Here is a 15,801-nt window from a genome sequence, read left to right on the forward strand (position 1 = left end):
AAGTTGGTGGTTGGATGTCGTATCTTTTTTCAAATTATCAAAGAAAACCGTATGAAATTATGTCGGGAAATGGCTGCTACTTAACAGACCATACGGGGAAAGAATATTTGGATTTTACTAGCGGTATTGGTGTTTGTAATTTGGGGTATGGGAATAAAAAATTAAATAGTGCATTGAAAAAGCAAGCAGAAAAGTTGTGGCATACGCCTAATCTCTATCAAAATTCTTTGCAAGAAGAAGTTGCGGAAAAATTGTGCCAGCGCTTTGATTATTTAGCTTATTTTTGTAATAGTGGCGCAGAAGCCAACGAAGCGGCAATTAAATTAGCCCGAAAAAAAACGGGAAAAACGCAGATTATAACTTTTTGGCAGTCTTTTCACGGACGAACATATGGTGCGCTGTCTGCCACCGGTCAAAAAAGCATTCAGGCAGGTTTTCACCCGTTAGTACCAGATTTTGTACATCTCCCCTTTAACGAACTGGCACCTTTACAAAAGGCGATAACGAAAAAGACCGCAGCAGTAATGCTAGAAGTAGTTCAAGGAGAAGGCGGTGTACTTCCGGCAGATAAAGAGTGGTTACAAGCAGTAGCCAAGTTATGTCGTGAGAATGATTGTCTTTTAATTGTCGATGAAGTTCAAACCGGAATTGGTCGCTGTGGTAGCTTATTTGCTTTTGAAGACTATGCCATTTATCCAGATATTGTAACCTTAGCAAAAGGCTTAGGAAATGGATTTCCAGTTGGAGCGATGTTAGCAAAAAAGGAACTAGGTGCATCTTTTCTTCCGGGTAGTCACGGATCGACGTTTGGTGGCAATAAAATGGCGATGGTAGCCGCAAAGACGGTATTAACTGAATTAGATGATCAAAATATTTATGAGAATGTAAAAATGCGTAGTGAAGAATTGGTGACAGGATTAAAAAAACTCAATGCGCCTTTCATTAAGTCGATTCGTGGCAAAGGTTTAATGATTGGTATTGTTTTACAGGAAGAAACAAATGTAACAAACCTTATGCTAGCGCTAGAGACAGCAGGAATGTTGACTTTACGGGCGGGGGAAAATATTTTACGCCTTTTGCCACCACTGATTATTACGAGCACAGAAATCATCCACGGGTTGCATATTTTTGAGAAAGCTTTTTCAAAACTTAGTTTACAAGAATAGGTGATTAATCAGCGCATTCAATGTTTTAGGACAAAAAAATAATTGCAATGTTTTGTATAAAAATATAAAAAATATCAAAGAAATTAATAAAAAAACATTGACGTAAAAAAAGCTTGTGTTTATAATCAGATTAATTTAATAACTTGTGTTTTATTGCTTATAAATTAGAAGGTGAGGTGACAAGATGATGAAAGCTGCAATAATCGGGGTAACTGGCTATACTGGGCTTGAATTAGTACGATTGATTTGCAAGCATCCCGTTTTGGAGCTGGGAACTTTACACAGCCACGGGCAACATGCAAAAAATAGTGCCGAACTTTATCCCCATCTAAACGATTTAGTAGAAAAGACAATTATTGGGTACACACCAGAACAGGTGATGGCAGAAAATGACATTGTTTTTTTTGCAACACCGGCTGGCGTAACCAAAGAAGAAGCGGCGCCTTTTGTAGCTGCCAATTTTCCAGTGATTGATCTATCTGGGGACTTGCGATTAAAAGATGGCGCTACTTATCAAAAATGGTATAAAAAAACGCCAGCTGATGCCAAACTATTAAAAAAAGCACAGTACTGCTTACCAGAGTTAATGGATAAAAAACCGGGAAATTTAATCTCCAACCCAGGTTGTTATGCAACGGCGGCCATTTTAACTGCGATGCCATTAGTAAAAGCAAATCTTATTGAAGCTACTCCGCTAATTTTTGACGGGAAATCCGGCTTAACAGGAGCTGGTAAAACGTTGTCTGACAGTAGTCATTTTGTTACATGCGCCGAAAATATGACGATGTATAAATTAAATGAACATCAGCATATTCCAGAGATTATTAGCGTGCTCCAACAATTTGATAAATCTTTAACCAATATTCACTTTACGACGAGTCTCATCCCAGTTAAACGGGGGATTATGATGACCCTTTATGCCCAAATAAAAAAAGGTGTGACGGAAAGTGAAATTTATGCTGTCTATACTGCAAGTTATAACCACCGTGCTTTCGTCCGAATGCAGCCACTTGGCCAGCTACCACAGCTGCGACAAGTGGTGGGCACCAATTTTTGTGATATCGGCTTGGGTTTGAATGTACAGACCGGTATTTTGACCGTGGTGGGTGTCATTGACAATTTAGTCAAAGGAGCCAGTGGTCAAGCGTTGCAAAACTTCAATTTGTGGGCGCAATTAGACGAAGACGCAGGGCTTAGGGATGTGCCCATGTTTCCTTAAAGGAGAAAAAAGATATGCAAAAAATTAATGGAACAATCGCCACACCCAAAGGTTTTGCAGCAGATGGGAATCACTGTGGCCTAAAATATAAAAATCATGATATTGCTTGGCTATACTCGATGACACCAGCACAAGCGGCTGGCGTTTTTACTACGAATCAGGTTAAAGCAGCTAGCGTTACTTATACCAAAGAAATTTTACTAGCTGGAAAATTGCAGGCTGTTGTAGTAAATTCAGGCAATGCAAATGCTTGTACCGGCGATGAAGGATTAAAAAATACGAAAGCAATGGCTGAGGTAACGGCAAAAAAATTACAGATTGCACCGGATTTGGTCGCCGTCGCCTCAACAGGAATAATCGGAAAACCCCTACCAATGGAAAAAGTAACTGCAGGTATTGAAAGTTTACAAAAACAGGGGATAGCTGATAATTTCGCCAAAGCAATTTTAACCACAGATACCTTTACAAAAAATGTGGTTTATCAAACTGAAATAGATGGTCATTGCATTACCATGGCTGCCTGTGGCAAGGGCTCAGGAATGATTCATCCGAATATGGCCACAATGTTAGGCTTTATAACTTGTGATGCCAATATTTCGAGTTTGACGCTACAGCAATTACTTTCAGAATTAACAGAGGTAACTTTTAATCAGATTACAGTCGATGGTGATACGTCAACAAATGATATGGTATTACTACTGGCAAACGGCGCTGCTGGTGGCCACGAAATTAAAACCAAAACGTTAGCCTATCAAAAGCTAAAAGAACTTTTAAAAACAGTGATGGAAGATTTGGCAAAAATGATTGCCAAAGATGGCGAAGGAGCAACGAAATTAATTGAAGTAACTACAAGTGGAGCCTGCGATGATTTGATAGCTCGCATGATTAGTAAATCAGTAGTTGGTTCTCCATTAGTTAAAACAGCAATTTTTGGTAAAGATCCTAATTGGGGCCGCATTTTATGTGCTATTGGGTATAGCGGAAGTCCAATTAATCCTGAGGAGGTTACAATTACTTTAGGGGATCAAATAGTTTATGCCAATGGACTGCCGACGGTTTTTGATATGCAAAAAATGACAGCAGCACTGTCTGAAGATGTCATTAAAATTTTTGTTACTTTACAACAAGGCAATGGTCAAGGAAAAGCCTGGGGATGCGATTTGACCTACGATTATGTCAAAATTAACGCATTGTATCACACCTGATGATTTTAAAATCAAGTTTTTGGTAGATTTCAAAATTTAAGGAGTGAGAAAAGATGGAAAATAATGACGTGATCGTAGTAAAGATGGGCGGTATCGCCTCTGACAATTTGGATAAAGCTTTTTTTAGTCAACTAAAACAATGGCAGGCAGAAAATAAAAAGATTGTCATTGTTCATGGTGGCGGTCACTATATTTCTAAAATGATGACATTAATGAATTTAAAAGTTGAGGTCAAAGAGGGCTTGCGTATTACCAGTAAAAAAACACTAGAAATTACCCGGATGGTGCTGTTGGGTCAAGTCCAACCGTTGATTACCACTTCATTACAAAAAGCTGGTTTACAACCAGTCGGGTTAAATGCCGGCTGTAATCAATTGATTCAAGGCGATTTTATTAATCGCAAAAAATTGGGTTACGTTGGTGAAGTAACCCAAATTTCAAATGCATTATTGGAAACCTTGTTTCATACGGATCAAATTCCTGTTATTGCGCCATTAGGCATCACGCCACAAGGACAGTGGCTTAATATTAATGCCGATGAAGTAGCTTGTCAGGTTGCAGCAAGTTTGCAGGCAAAAAAATTGTTTTTACTAACCGATGTACCAGGAATTAAAAAAGATGATGTGTGGTTAGATGAAGTTTGTTTTGAGCAATTGGAACAATTTGTGACACAAAAAATTGTTACTGGAGGAATGGTCCCCAAAATCACTAGTGCTAAAAAGGCACTAGTAGCCGGTGTGCAATCGGTATGCATTAATAACACCATTACAAATTCTGGGACTACTATTTTAGCAAAAGTACCGGTACTGGCGACAAATTAAAATACTAGCTTCAAAAAAATCTGTCGCAAAAAAGCGGGCAGGTTTTTTCTTTTTAAAAGTTTAAATCCAAGTTGCGGTACATTTTTTGTCAGGACATTACTTAGAATGATTAGAAAAAATGATTTTTTTTGATTATTTTGAAAAAATGGTATTTAGTCAGGTAATTGAGCCAATTTTTCTTAAAAAAGTGATAAAATACAATTTGATATAATGTTTAGAGATGAATTCTCTTTAGATAACGTTTTTACTACAAAGTAGCTAAGGGATATCATTTGCGACAAGACTGATTTCTAAGTACAATAATCTTGTCGGAAGGGGAGTAAAGAAAATGGCTGAATTTGCACTAGCGGCGGCAGGGCTTGAGACCGTGGCATTACGCGTTAAAAATCGAAACTTAATGATTGAATTTTATCGCGATATTATTGGTTTTAATTTGAAAAGAGAAGAAAATGAATTAGCAATTTTTGGCAACGCCAAAAGTAAAAGCGAATTGTTGTGGTTGGAAGAAAGTCCTTATGCACAAGACCACACTGGTGAAATTAAGAAATTACAACGGTTGTGTTTGGTGATTCCTTCTGAAAAGGAGTTGGCCGATGTGGCACAACGTCTAATTAAAGCAGACTATCCAATTAAAGATGCATTAGCAGACAACGATGCAACGGGAATTTTAGTTGAAGATCCAGAGGGCAATCAGTTGGAAATTTATTTTGGCACAAAAAGCGAACATCAAAATCCAACAGCGTTTAATCTTGCTGATTTAGCGCAAAAAGCCACAGGAGAATTTCCCCGTTTATCAGATGACGTTCATTTTGATAAACTTCATCTAAATACAAGTCGCTTAAAAGAGCAGCAAGATTTTTTAGAAAATGTTATTGGTCTAAAAGTTCAAGATGAAACGAGTGGTATTTTGGCTTTAAATGGTGGAAACTTCCATGTGGGACTAACGGCTGGTCAAGGAGGAACATTAGATCTTTCAACAGATGATGTTTTAGGGCTTGATTTCTTACAGTTTCGCGTTTTACCTACAGATATCTTAGCTTTAGCAGATCACTTAGCAAGTTTAAACGTTGCGTTTTTCATCGATCAGAAAAAACAAATTATTACAATTTATGATCCAACCGGAATTGAATGGTGGTTCATTAGTAAAGATAAAAAACGGCACTAAAAAGCAAACCGATTGAATCTGGACGATTAGTCCGGATTCTTTTTTTGAATGATAAAAAGATAAAATCTTGAGAAATTTGCACAGCAATTTATTGAAATTCCTTTTAATACTTAAAAGCAAAACGAGTTTGTGCAGTCTTTCTTTTCTTGAATTACGTGGTAAAATCAAAAAAAGCAACTAAGAATTAAAGGTGAATAAGATGTATTCAAAAACAAAAGCATGTATTAAAGAGCAACTGGCTGCAGGTATCTTTCCTGGTGCGGCTTTTGCCTTTATTGAAAAAGAAGCAGTGGATGAAACGATAGTAGGCGCTCAGATGATTGTACCCCATAAAGTACCTTTACAAAAAGATACGCTGTTTGATGTGGCTTCTTTAACCAAAGTAATTTGTACCACGAGCGTTGTTTTGCGCCTAAACCAACAGGGGATTATACAGTTAGATCAGCCGTTACAAAAGTATCTACCCGCTTTTAGAAATCCGCAAATTACCTTACGCCACTTACTAACCCATACTTCTGATATTAAGACATGGATTGCCAATCGAGATAAGTTAAATAAAGAAGAGTTAAAGGCGGCCTATTTAAAATTACAACCGGGCGAAAATTTAGGCAAAGTTGTCCAATATACAGATGCGGGGACGATTTTATTAGGTTTTATGCTAGAAGAAATATATCAAAAGACAACTATTGAAATTTTTCGTACAGAAGTTTTGGAACCATTAAAGATGAATGATAGCTTATTTTTACCATCTGAGGCGTTAAGAAGTAAAATTGCACCAACGGAAGTCTTGCCTGACGGCACTGTTTTGCAAGGTTTAACCCACGACCCTAAGGCGCGAGTATTACAAGCTGAAGCTGGAAATGCTGGTCTATTTACTAACCTGTCAGATTTAGAAATTTTTGCCCAAATGTATTTAAATTGGGGCCAAGATTATCTACGTGAAGAAACCGTGGCAATGCTTTTGACAGATCAAACGCCAACACATACTAACAAACGATCTTTGGGATGGGATTTAAAATATACTGTAGATGATAAATGCCGTCCGTTGTTATTTCACACTGGGTATACAGGGACCTTTATGCTATTAGACCCTGAAAATAAAAGCGGTTTTATCTTTTTGAGTAACCGGGTGCATCCTATAGATAATCGCCAGCTTTATTTGAAAAAAAGAGATGAGATCCTTACGTTATATTTAAAAGAAAAGGCTCACAAAACGTGAAAAGTGGTATAATACTTCAAGACAAGTTGTTATAAAAAAGAAAGTAATATTTTCCAAACGAGGCAAAACATTACAACTAGGAGGAAATTGATAATGGAACCATTATTTATGAAACCTGTTTTTCAAGAAAAAATTTGGGGTGGCAATCGATTACATACAGTTTTCGGTTTTGACTTACCCAGTGATAAAATTGGAGAAGATTGGGCGATTAGTGCCCATCCCCATGGTGTAAGTGTCGTTGAGAATGGCGAATTTGCTGGACAAAAATTAGACGATTTATGGCAAAACCACAAAGAGTTGTTTGGTAATCCTACTGAACCTGTTTTTCCACTACTGATTAAAATTTTAGATGCAGAAGATGAATTATCTGTCCAAGTACACCCAGATGATAAATATGGGATGGAACACGAAGGTGAATTAGGTAAAACCGAATGCTGGTATATCATTGATGCCGCGCCGGGTGCAGAAATTATTTATGGGCATCATGCACAAACCAGAGAAGAATTAGCTGAAATGATTCATGCTGAACGCTGGGATGACTTATTAACTCGTGTGCCAGTGCAAAAAGGCGATTTCTATTATGTACCAAGTGGGACAATTCATGCCATTGGTAAAGGTATTATGATTTTAGAAACTCAGCAAAGTTCTGATACGACCTACCGTGTGTATGACTATGATCGTAAAGATGATAGCGGAAATACACGGGAGTTACACATCCAACAATCTATTGATGTAACGACCATACCAGCTTTAAAACCAGAATTAAATGTAACAGAAGTAAAAAAAGGAAATTCAAGTATTATCACCTATTTGAAAACTGACTTCTTTAACGTTTACGAGTGGCAAGTTAAAGGTGAATTGCATCTAGAAGCTCATGCACCATATACGTTAATGACTGTGATTGACGGTTTCGGTGAATTAAAAGTTGACGGTAAATCTTATGAAATGCCAATGGGAACAAGTTGTATTATGCCAAACGGTATTTCTGATTGGACAGTTGAAGGTGACTGCAGCATTATCGCTTCAGAGCCTGGTGCAAAAGAATAATTTCAAAAGTAAAACCTGTGGTAAAAGTCACTTTGATTTTTGCCGCAGGTTTTTTATTTGTAAAGGAAGGATAAATTTTTACAAGAAAAAATAGTGCTTTAACTGTTCTAGCTGTTTAACTTTTCTGCCTATTGATTTTTACTGCAGCATTTGAGATTTGGTACAATAGAAAAAAAGGCAAGGGATGTGTTGCAATTGTTTTATGCGCCGTTATTCGTAACTGTATTTGCTAATTTGTTGTATCATTTTGCTTCAAAGAGTGTGAATGAAAAGAGCAATCTGTTCTTTTCGCTTTTGATTGTTTACGGAATTGCATGGCTAATATGTCTAGTAACTTTTTTATCAGGAAGTCATAAAACTAGCCTTTTGCAAGAAGTAAAATATTTAAATTGGGGAACTGTTTTATTGGGAATTGCGATTGTTTTTGTAGAGGTGGGCTATTTGTGGATGTATCGTTCAGGCTGGCCTGTGAATATGTCAGCGATTTTAGTCACGAGTTTATTGACGTTAGCGTTAATCCCAATTGGCATTTTTATTTTTAAAGAACCCTTTAACTTAAAAGAGGCAATGGGTATTTTATTTTGCTTGTTGGGGGTCTATTTACTGCAATAGTTATTAAAAAATCAGCAAAGATTGATTAATGACAATAATACGCCTTAAATGTTGGCGTTGAACATTTAAGGCGTATTAGATTGATCTGTTTTTTATTAAGATAATTTTGTTAAGTCTAAAACAGTTTCTCGTTGGATTAGCTGGTGGGGAACAATGACTTTAATCCCGTCTGTGATCTGTTGATTAATTTGCTCCATCAATTTTTGTGTTGCCATTTTTCCTAAGCGAGCGACATCAATATCAAGGCTAGTGATATAAGGATGGACGAGTGTGGAGAAAATGGAATTATTAAAACTAATTAACGATAAATCGTCGGGAATTTTTTTACCATAAATTTGGGCCAACTGCATAATACGCATCGCAAACAGATCATCAATAACGACTAATGCAGTAGCCTGGGTATCTTTTAATATATCTTCAAAGACAACATAATCTTCGGGTGTTTCAAATTTAACTGCCGGTTGAGTCGTCAAATTTGCCATCATCAAGGCTTTTTGATAGCCAAAATAGCGCTCAAAATAAAGATTTTCCCGGGTCGTATTCGTAGCAAATAAGATATCTTTGTGCCCGCGGGCAATTAAATATTCCGTTGCTTGTTTTCCAAGTAATTGGTTGTCATTATCGACAAAAACAATTTCGCTTTCGTTTTGATAAGGCTGTCCAATTAAAGTAAAAGGTATTTTATTGTCATATAAATAGGCAATAACTGGATCATGATTATCCGAATAAGTTAAGATAAAGCCGTCAACTTGTTTTTGTAGATGCATCCGTTTAACATTTTCCAAAAGAGTCTCAAAATCTGGCGCAGAAGCAACGGCCACAGACATTTGATAGGTACTGGCTTCTTCGTTGACCGCTTCGATAGTTTCTAAATAAAAGGGGTTGCCTAAACGTTCTTTTGAATCTAAAGGAGGCAAGATGATGCCTATCGCACTGGCAATTTGTTTACCGAGATTGCGCGCCGTAACGTTGGGAACGTAGCCTAAGTCCTTCATAACTTTGCGGACTTTTTTCTTGGTTTCTTCAGAGATGCTAGGATGGTCATTGATGACGCGGGAAACCGTCGAAGTAGCTACGCCGGCTTTTTTGGCGACATCTTTTACAGTGATGCTCATGGGTCTCCCCCCTGTTTCATTTTGAAATGGATTCTTTTGCTATCATAGCAATTTTGACGTTAGAAAACTAGCGAAATTCTTTATTCTGAATTGATATTTTTTATTTTGCGTAAAAAACAAAAAACTGAGACAAGCGTTTGTAGGCTTTTGTCTCAGCTTTTTTTAGATAACGTGATAAAAACAAGTGCTGTCACAACAAGCTAAACTTTACCTAGAAATAAAATTTTATTTGTAAGTTAGCTTGGTGAAGGCAACTTAATTGTTCATCGCTGCTGTGATTTCGTCTACTAAGGTATAACTTTCATCATACAAGGATACTGCAAGGGCCTCTCCCAAAACAAGTTTCAAAGTGACAGCTTCTTTTGTTACAGTCACGGCTAAAAGTCTTCCGCGGTAATTGATGTGAAAGGCATAGCTTTCCCATTTGCTTGGTAAAAACGGCGCAAAACGCAATGTTTCGTGATCAGTTTTCATTTGGGCAAAGCCTTGAACGATTGCAAGCCAACTACCGGTCATTGAAGTAATGTGCAAACCGTCTTCGGTATCGTTGTTGTAATTATCTAAATCTAAACGGGCAGTTCGTTCATACATTTCCAACGCTTTTTCTTCCATGCCCAATTCAGCAGCTAAAATAGCGTGAATGCTAGCAGAAAGAGATGATTCATGAACAGTCATAGGTTCATAGAAGTTGAAGTTCTTACGTTTTTCTTCCAAAGTAAATTGATCAGAAAAATAATAAATTCCCTGTAAGACATCTGCTTGTTTGATAAAACAAGAGCGCAAAATTTTATCCCAAGACCAATGTTGATTTAAAGGCAATTCAGCAGAGTCTAAGTCGGTTACAGGCATTAAATCTTTGTCTAAAAACGTATCGTGTTGCACAAAAATACCAAGCTCTTCATCTGCAGGTAAATACATATTGTCAATGATATCTTCCCATTTATCTTGTTCTGTTTTACTGATGGTAACGGTAGTGCGATCTTTTAAGCGATGGTAGCTTGTTAAGGTGTACTTCAAGCACCAAGCTGCTAAAATATTGGTATACCAGTTGTTGTTAATATTATTTTCGTATTCGTTAGGACCAGTTACACCGTGAATCATATATTTCTGTTGTCGTTTTGAATAATGGACACGATCTGCCCAGAAACGGGAAATAGCAGTTAAAACCTCTAATCCTTCTTTTTGTAAATAAGTTTCATCACCAGTGTAGTTCGTATAGTTGTATATCGCATAAGCGATAGAACCGTTCCGATGAATCTCTTCAAAAGTAATTTCCCATTCATTGTGACATTCAATCCCAGTAAAAGTTACCATTGGATATAAAGCGCCAGCTAATCCTTGTTTTTGGGCATTGATGTGGGCTTCTGGTAATTGGTTATGCCGATATTTTAAAAGGTTTTTGGTGACATCAGGTTTTGCTAAGGCCAAGTAAAGTGGGACAGCATAGGCTTCGGTATCCCAATATGTTGCACCGCCGTATTTTTCACCGGTAAAACCTTTTGGTCCAATATTTAACCGCTCATCATCGCCGTAATAAGTTGAAAATAGTTGGAATAAGTTGAAACGGATGCCTTGTTGGGCTGCAGGATCACCATTAATAGCAACATCTGCTAATTCCCAGCGCTTTTTCCAAGCCTCAACTTGTTCTGCTTTTAATGTAGCAAACGATTGATCATAGGCAGTCATCAATTCAACTGCTTTTGCGACTTGATTTTCTTCTGGAATATCACGACTCGTTAAAACAACAATTCGTTTTTCAAAAGAAATTGTTTCCCCAGCTTTTGCTTCGTAATAAAAAGCATCTGAAATTGCTAACGGTGCTGGTGTTGTCGCTAATGATTTTTGATCGTGTTTCATTAACGCAGTCACACTGAAACGTTCGATTCCAAAGTTGTTGGGTACCGTTTGGACGGTCAAGTAAGTAGCATCGTTTTCTTTACCACTTGCTTTTTCTTCCCAAAATAATTCATCGTAATTACTATCTTCGTTACGAACATTGCTATCTAAAGCAGAGTCAATGGTAATCGTTGCGCTACCTGTAATTACTTCGGCCGTAACTTTTAGAACAGCTAATTCTTTTTTAACAATCGATAAGAAGCGTTCAAAGTTGAAACGAATTGTAGCGTCGGCGACCTTGACTGTAAAGTGACGGGTTAAAATCCCAGTTTGCATATCAAGTTCTAAATAAAAATCTTCATAGGGAATTGTTGCCAAATCAATTGTTGTATCGTTGACTTTAATCGTAAGGCTAAAAAAATTAACCGCATTGATTACTTTACCAAAGTAGTCTGGATAGCCATTTTTCCACCAGCCAACGCGCGTTTTATCTGGATACCAAACACCAGCTAAATAAGTACCTAGATGATGGTCACCAGAATAGTGCTCCTCAAAATTTCCTCGCATCCCCATATAGCCGTTTCCGGTACTTGTTAGTGATTCTTGTAGGCGTCTGTTTTGTTTATCTAAAGTTTTCGTCGCAATTTTCCATGGGTCAATGTCAAATAACCGCTGAATCTGATTCATTTTATAATCCTCCCTGTATCCTTTTGTTAAGTAAATAATAAACGCAATCGATTGCGTTAGTCAAGAGATATATTGCAAAAGTTTGCAATAAAAATATTTGGGAGCTGGAAATGAAGTATTGACCATAAGAAATATTTTATTTTCCTATTTTAATTAAAAAAAGTGTGAAAATGTTTCAGTAAAATAAAAATTAAAGTTTACCTTTACAGAAAAAAAACTCTCCGCTATAATAATTTGTAACGAAACCGATTGCGCTGAAAGCTGCAATCAAAAGAGGCAATTATTTATTCGTAATAAAGCGAAAATGACTAAAGGAGTGGAAGGTAAGTGAAAGAAAATCTGAAAAAATTGATTAGTTTTGAGTTTTGGCAAAAATTCGGAAAGGCATTAATGGTTGTAATCGCCGTAATGCCGGCTGCGGGTTTAATGATTAGTATTGGAAAAACGATACCAATGATTAATCCAGATCTAGGAGCGTTAGTGACCACAGGCGGTGTCATTGAAAATATCGGCTGGGCCGTTATCGGTAATTTACATCTTTTATTTGCTTTAGCTATTGGAGGTAGTTGGGCTAAAGAAAAAGCAGGCGGTGCCTTTGCTGCTGGTCTATCATTTATTTTGATTAACCGCATCACAGGTGCGATTTTTGGCGTTACAAGTGAGATGTTAGCAGATCCAGAAGCACTGACCAAAACGTTGTTTGGCACAAAAATTATGGTAAATGGTTTTTTTACTAGTGTTTTGGAAGCTCCAGCATTAAATATGGGAGTTTTTGTTGGTATTATCGCAGGTTTTGTGGGAGCGACAGCTTACAATAAGTATTATAACTTCCGTAAATTACCAGATGCCTTAGCCTTTTTCAACGGTAAACGATTTGTACCTTTTGTCGTTATTTTCCGCTCTATTTTAGTTTCATTAGTTTTAGCGATTGTTTGGCCTGTGATCCAAGCAGGAATTAATAATTTTGGTTTGTGGATCGCACAATCACAAGAGACCGCCCCAATTTTGGCACCGTTTTTATATGGGACATTGGAACGGCTGCTCTTACCTTTTGGACTACATCATATGTTGACGATTCCAATTAACTACACAGAATTAGGTGGCGCATATACAATTATGTCAGGCGCACAAGCAGGTCAACAGGTGTTTGGACAAGATCCGTTATGGTTGGCCTGGGCAACCGACTTGGTAAATTTAAAAGGCCAAGGCGATATGTCGCAATATGAATATGTTTTAAATCATTTTACGCCAGCGCGTTTTAAAGTTGGGCAAATGATTGGAGCTTCTGGTATTTTGATGGGCTTAGCTTTTGCAATGTACCGCAATGTTGACAAAGACAAACGCAATGCATACAAATCAATGTATCTTTCTGCAGCACTAGCTGTCTTTTTAACTGGGGTAACAGAACCGCTAGAATTTATGTTTATGTTTGCGGCAGTGCCTTTGTATGTTGTTTACGCCGTTGTTCAAGGGGCAGCCTTTGCAATGGCAGATATCGTACATTTACGCGTTCATTCATTTGGTAATATCGAATTGTTAACGCGTACGCCAATGGCGATAAAGGCTGGTTTAGGCGGCGACTTATTCAACTTTATTTGGGTAACATTAGTCTTTGGGGTTGCCATGTTCTTCATTGCCAATTTCTTAATTAAAAAATTCAATTTTGCCACACCAGGACGTAATGGAAACTATGAAAATGACAATAAAGGAGAGGGCGACAGTGCAGCTGTTTCAGCAGATGGCTCTCTTGATCCAAATTCTCAAATCGTAAAAGTGATTAACCTTTTAGGTGGTAAAGAAAATATCATGGATGTCGATGCTTGTATGACACGTTTGCGGGTTTCTGTTAAAGATCCAGCTAAGGTTGGAAAAGAACCAGATTGGAAAAACGCAGGTGCGATGGGACTATTGGTGAAAGATAAAGGCGTACAAGCTGTTTATGGTCCAAAAGCCGATATTTTAAAATCTGATATTCAAGATGCCATTGATTCTGGTATGGAGATTCCACAAACAGAAGTGATTGCTGAAATTAGCACAAGCAAGGCAGCAACGAAATTTAAAGGCGTAACCGAAACTATCGTCAATGTAGCTGATGGTAAGGTTTTAGCAATTACAGAAGTAAATGATCCTGTTTTTTCACAAAAAATGATGGGTGATGGTTTTGGCGTTGAACCTGTGAATGGCACCGTTTATGCACCAGTAGCAGGAATAGTTACCAGTGTTTTTCCAACCAAACATGCTTTAGGACTGCTGACTGATGAAGGGTTAGAGGTATTGGTGCATATGGGAATTGAAACGGTTGATTTAAAAGGTGCGCCATTTACTGTAAATGTTAAAGAAGGCGATAAAGTTTCAGCTGGTGATAAGATTGCCCAAATGGATTTAGCTGCGATTCAAAAAGCTGTTAAACAAACAACTATTATTGTTGCTTTTACAAATGCAGCTGAAATTGAATCGGTGACGCTAGAAAAAACTGGCGAAGTTACTGGGAAATCACCAGTTGCAAAAGTAGCGTTATAAACAAGAAGATTGCGCAAAAGACACTGCGTCTTAACGGCGCAATCTTTTTTTCACCCTACAAAAAAGTATAAACTTTCATAAGAAAAAACTGTGCTTTGCCTGCTTTAGCGCTGCCCAGTCTGTTAAATTAAATCGCTGGGACAATAAGGCGAAATTTAAAGAAATTGGGAAACAATTTATTGAAGTCTTGCCAGATCACTAGCAAGTTGAAGGAGTTTATCCAGCTTTTCTTATTGTCTGATGTGGTCTGCAACTTTTTTTGAAGGAAAAGTATGTTATTCTTGGAACAAGTAGCAAGATAGGAGTATTAAAATGAAATTTTTAACTTTAAATTGTCATAGTTGGTTGGAAGAAAATCAAACCGAAAAATTGGCCCACCTCGCTGAAAATATTGCTACAAATGACTACGATGTTATTTGTTTGCAAGAGGTCAATCAGTTGATGACAAGTGAGAAGGCTTTTTTAGATGATTGGTTTATTCCTAGTAACACAGACGTCATTATTCGCGAAGATAATTTTGCTTTGCGTCTGCAAGAACAATTGCAATGTTTGGATAAGGAGTATTATTGGTCTTGGTGTTATAACCATATCGGCTATGACCGCTTTGATGAAGGGGTGGCAATTTTAGCCAAAGAACCTTTTATCGCCCAAGATACATTGGTATCTCAAACAAAAGATGTGACAGATTACCACACGCGCAGGATTTTGACTGCCTTAACTGCAGTGGAAGGTAAATTAGTACAAGTGCTCAGTGGTCATTTTTCATGGTGGCAAGAAGGATTTTCCTTTGAATGGGAGCAAGTCCAAGCTTTTTTAGCAGATCATTCTCATCCGCTCGTTTTAATGGGAGATTTTAATAACCCGGCTAATACAAAAGGGTATAAGCAAATCATGGAAAGTAATTGGCAGCTACAAGATAGTTTTTATGCCGCCAAGAAAACGAGTGGTCAAGAAACGACCCTAGCCCAGATTGCCGGTTGGGAAAAAAGTAATGGGGAAAGAATTGATTATATCTTTTTAACGCCAGAATTTACTGTTTTAAGTCATGAAGTCGTATTTAATGGGGATAAAACGCCAATTGTAAGTGATCATTTTGGCGTCAGTGTGACAGCACAGTGGGAATAAATAAAAAAATCAGCGGACTGATTATAAACAATCAGTCCGCTGATTTTTTTTATAAAGCAGAGGT

The 15,801-nt window shown here is 37.5% G+C and carries 12 protein-coding genes; 10 read left to right on the forward strand and 2 right to left on the reverse strand.

The features are described from left to right. The first annotated feature begins 14 nt into the window (after positions 1-14). From argD to AC6R0T_RS02495, 8 genes are all read left to right on the forward strand, one after another. Complete coding sequence (argD, locus tag AC6R0T_RS02460; protein WP_303753807.1) at positions 15-1,166, forward strand: acetylornithine transaminase; 1,152 nt, start codon at positions 15-17, stop codon at positions 1,164-1,166. 187 nt (positions 1,167-1,353) lie between these two features. Beyond that, complete coding sequence (gene argC / locus AC6R0T_RS02465) at positions 1,354-2,385, forward strand: N-acetyl-gamma-glutamyl-phosphate reductase (RefSeq protein ID WP_303753892.1); 1,032 nt, start codon at positions 1,354-1,356, stop codon at positions 2,383-2,385. Positions 2,386-2,399: 14 nt separating this feature from the next. Beyond that, positions 2,400-3,590 (forward strand): bifunctional glutamate N-acetyltransferase/amino-acid acetyltransferase ArgJ, encoded by a 1,191-nt coding sequence (gene argJ, locus AC6R0T_RS02470; protein ID WP_303753808.1) that lies wholly within the window; start codon positions 2,400-2,402, stop codon positions 3,588-3,590. 53 nt (positions 3,591-3,643) lie between these two features. Beyond that, complete coding sequence (argB, locus tag AC6R0T_RS02475) at positions 3,644-4,411, forward strand: acetylglutamate kinase (RefSeq protein ID WP_230710218.1); 768 nt, start codon at positions 3,644-3,646, stop codon at positions 4,409-4,411. Positions 4,412-4,739: 328 nt separating this feature from the next. After that, positions 4,740-5,576: a VOC family protein gene (locus AC6R0T_RS02480; RefSeq protein ID WP_206902297.1), complete on the forward strand. Its 837-nt coding sequence runs from the start codon at positions 4,740-4,742 to the stop codon at positions 5,574-5,576. 199 nt (positions 5,577-5,775) lie between these two features. Beyond that, complete coding sequence (locus AC6R0T_RS02485; RefSeq protein ID WP_303753809.1) at positions 5,776-6,795, forward strand: serine hydrolase domain-containing protein; 1,020 nt, start codon at positions 5,776-5,778, stop codon at positions 6,793-6,795. 90 nt (positions 6,796-6,885) lie between these two features. After that, the gene (manA, locus tag AC6R0T_RS02490) at positions 6,886-7,842 is read left to right on the forward strand and encodes a mannose-6-phosphate isomerase, class I (RefSeq protein WP_303753893.1); all 957 of its coding nucleotides are present in this window, start codon (positions 6,886-6,888) and stop codon (positions 7,840-7,842) included. A 366-nt stretch (positions 7,843-8,208) separates the two neighbouring features. Then, positions 8,209-8,454, forward strand: coding sequence for a hypothetical protein (locus tag AC6R0T_RS02495; RefSeq protein ID WP_206902422.1), 246 nt, complete (start codon positions 8,209-8,211; stop codon positions 8,452-8,454). 95 nt (positions 8,455-8,549) lie between these two features. Here the strand turns inward: AC6R0T_RS02495 and AC6R0T_RS02500 are convergent, their stop codons facing one another. Together AC6R0T_RS02500 and mdxK are read right to left on the reverse strand one after the other, a co-directional pair. Continuing rightward, positions 8,550-9,569, reverse strand: coding sequence for a LacI family DNA-binding transcriptional regulator (locus AC6R0T_RS02500; RefSeq protein ID WP_206902299.1), 1,020 nt, complete (start codon positions 9,567-9,569; stop codon positions 8,550-8,552). 255 nt (positions 9,570-9,824) lie between these two features. Beyond that, complete coding sequence (mdxK, locus tag AC6R0T_RS02505; protein WP_230710211.1) at positions 9,825-12,092, reverse strand: maltose phosphorylase MdxK; 2,268 nt, start codon at positions 12,090-12,092, stop codon at positions 9,825-9,827. Between the two features lie 339 nt (positions 12,093-12,431). On the opposite strand from mdxK, the gene AC6R0T_RS02510 reads away from it, so the two are divergent. Together AC6R0T_RS02510 and AC6R0T_RS02515 are read left to right on the forward strand one after the other, a co-directional pair. Continuing rightward, the gene (locus AC6R0T_RS02510) at positions 12,432-14,612 is read left to right on the forward strand and encodes a PTS transporter subunit IIBC (protein ID WP_303753894.1); all 2,181 of its coding nucleotides are present in this window, start codon (positions 12,432-12,434) and stop codon (positions 14,610-14,612) included. 312 nt (positions 14,613-14,924) lie between these two features. Then, positions 14,925-15,737 carry an endonuclease/exonuclease/phosphatase family protein gene (locus AC6R0T_RS02515; RefSeq protein ID WP_303753811.1) on the forward strand — a complete coding sequence of 271 codons (813 nt, stop codon included), beginning with the start codon at positions 14,925-14,927 and terminating at the stop codon, positions 15,735-15,737. Positions 15,738-15,801 lie beyond the last annotated feature (64 nt).

It is taken from the genome of Enterococcus sp. S86.2 (assembly GCF_059834485.2).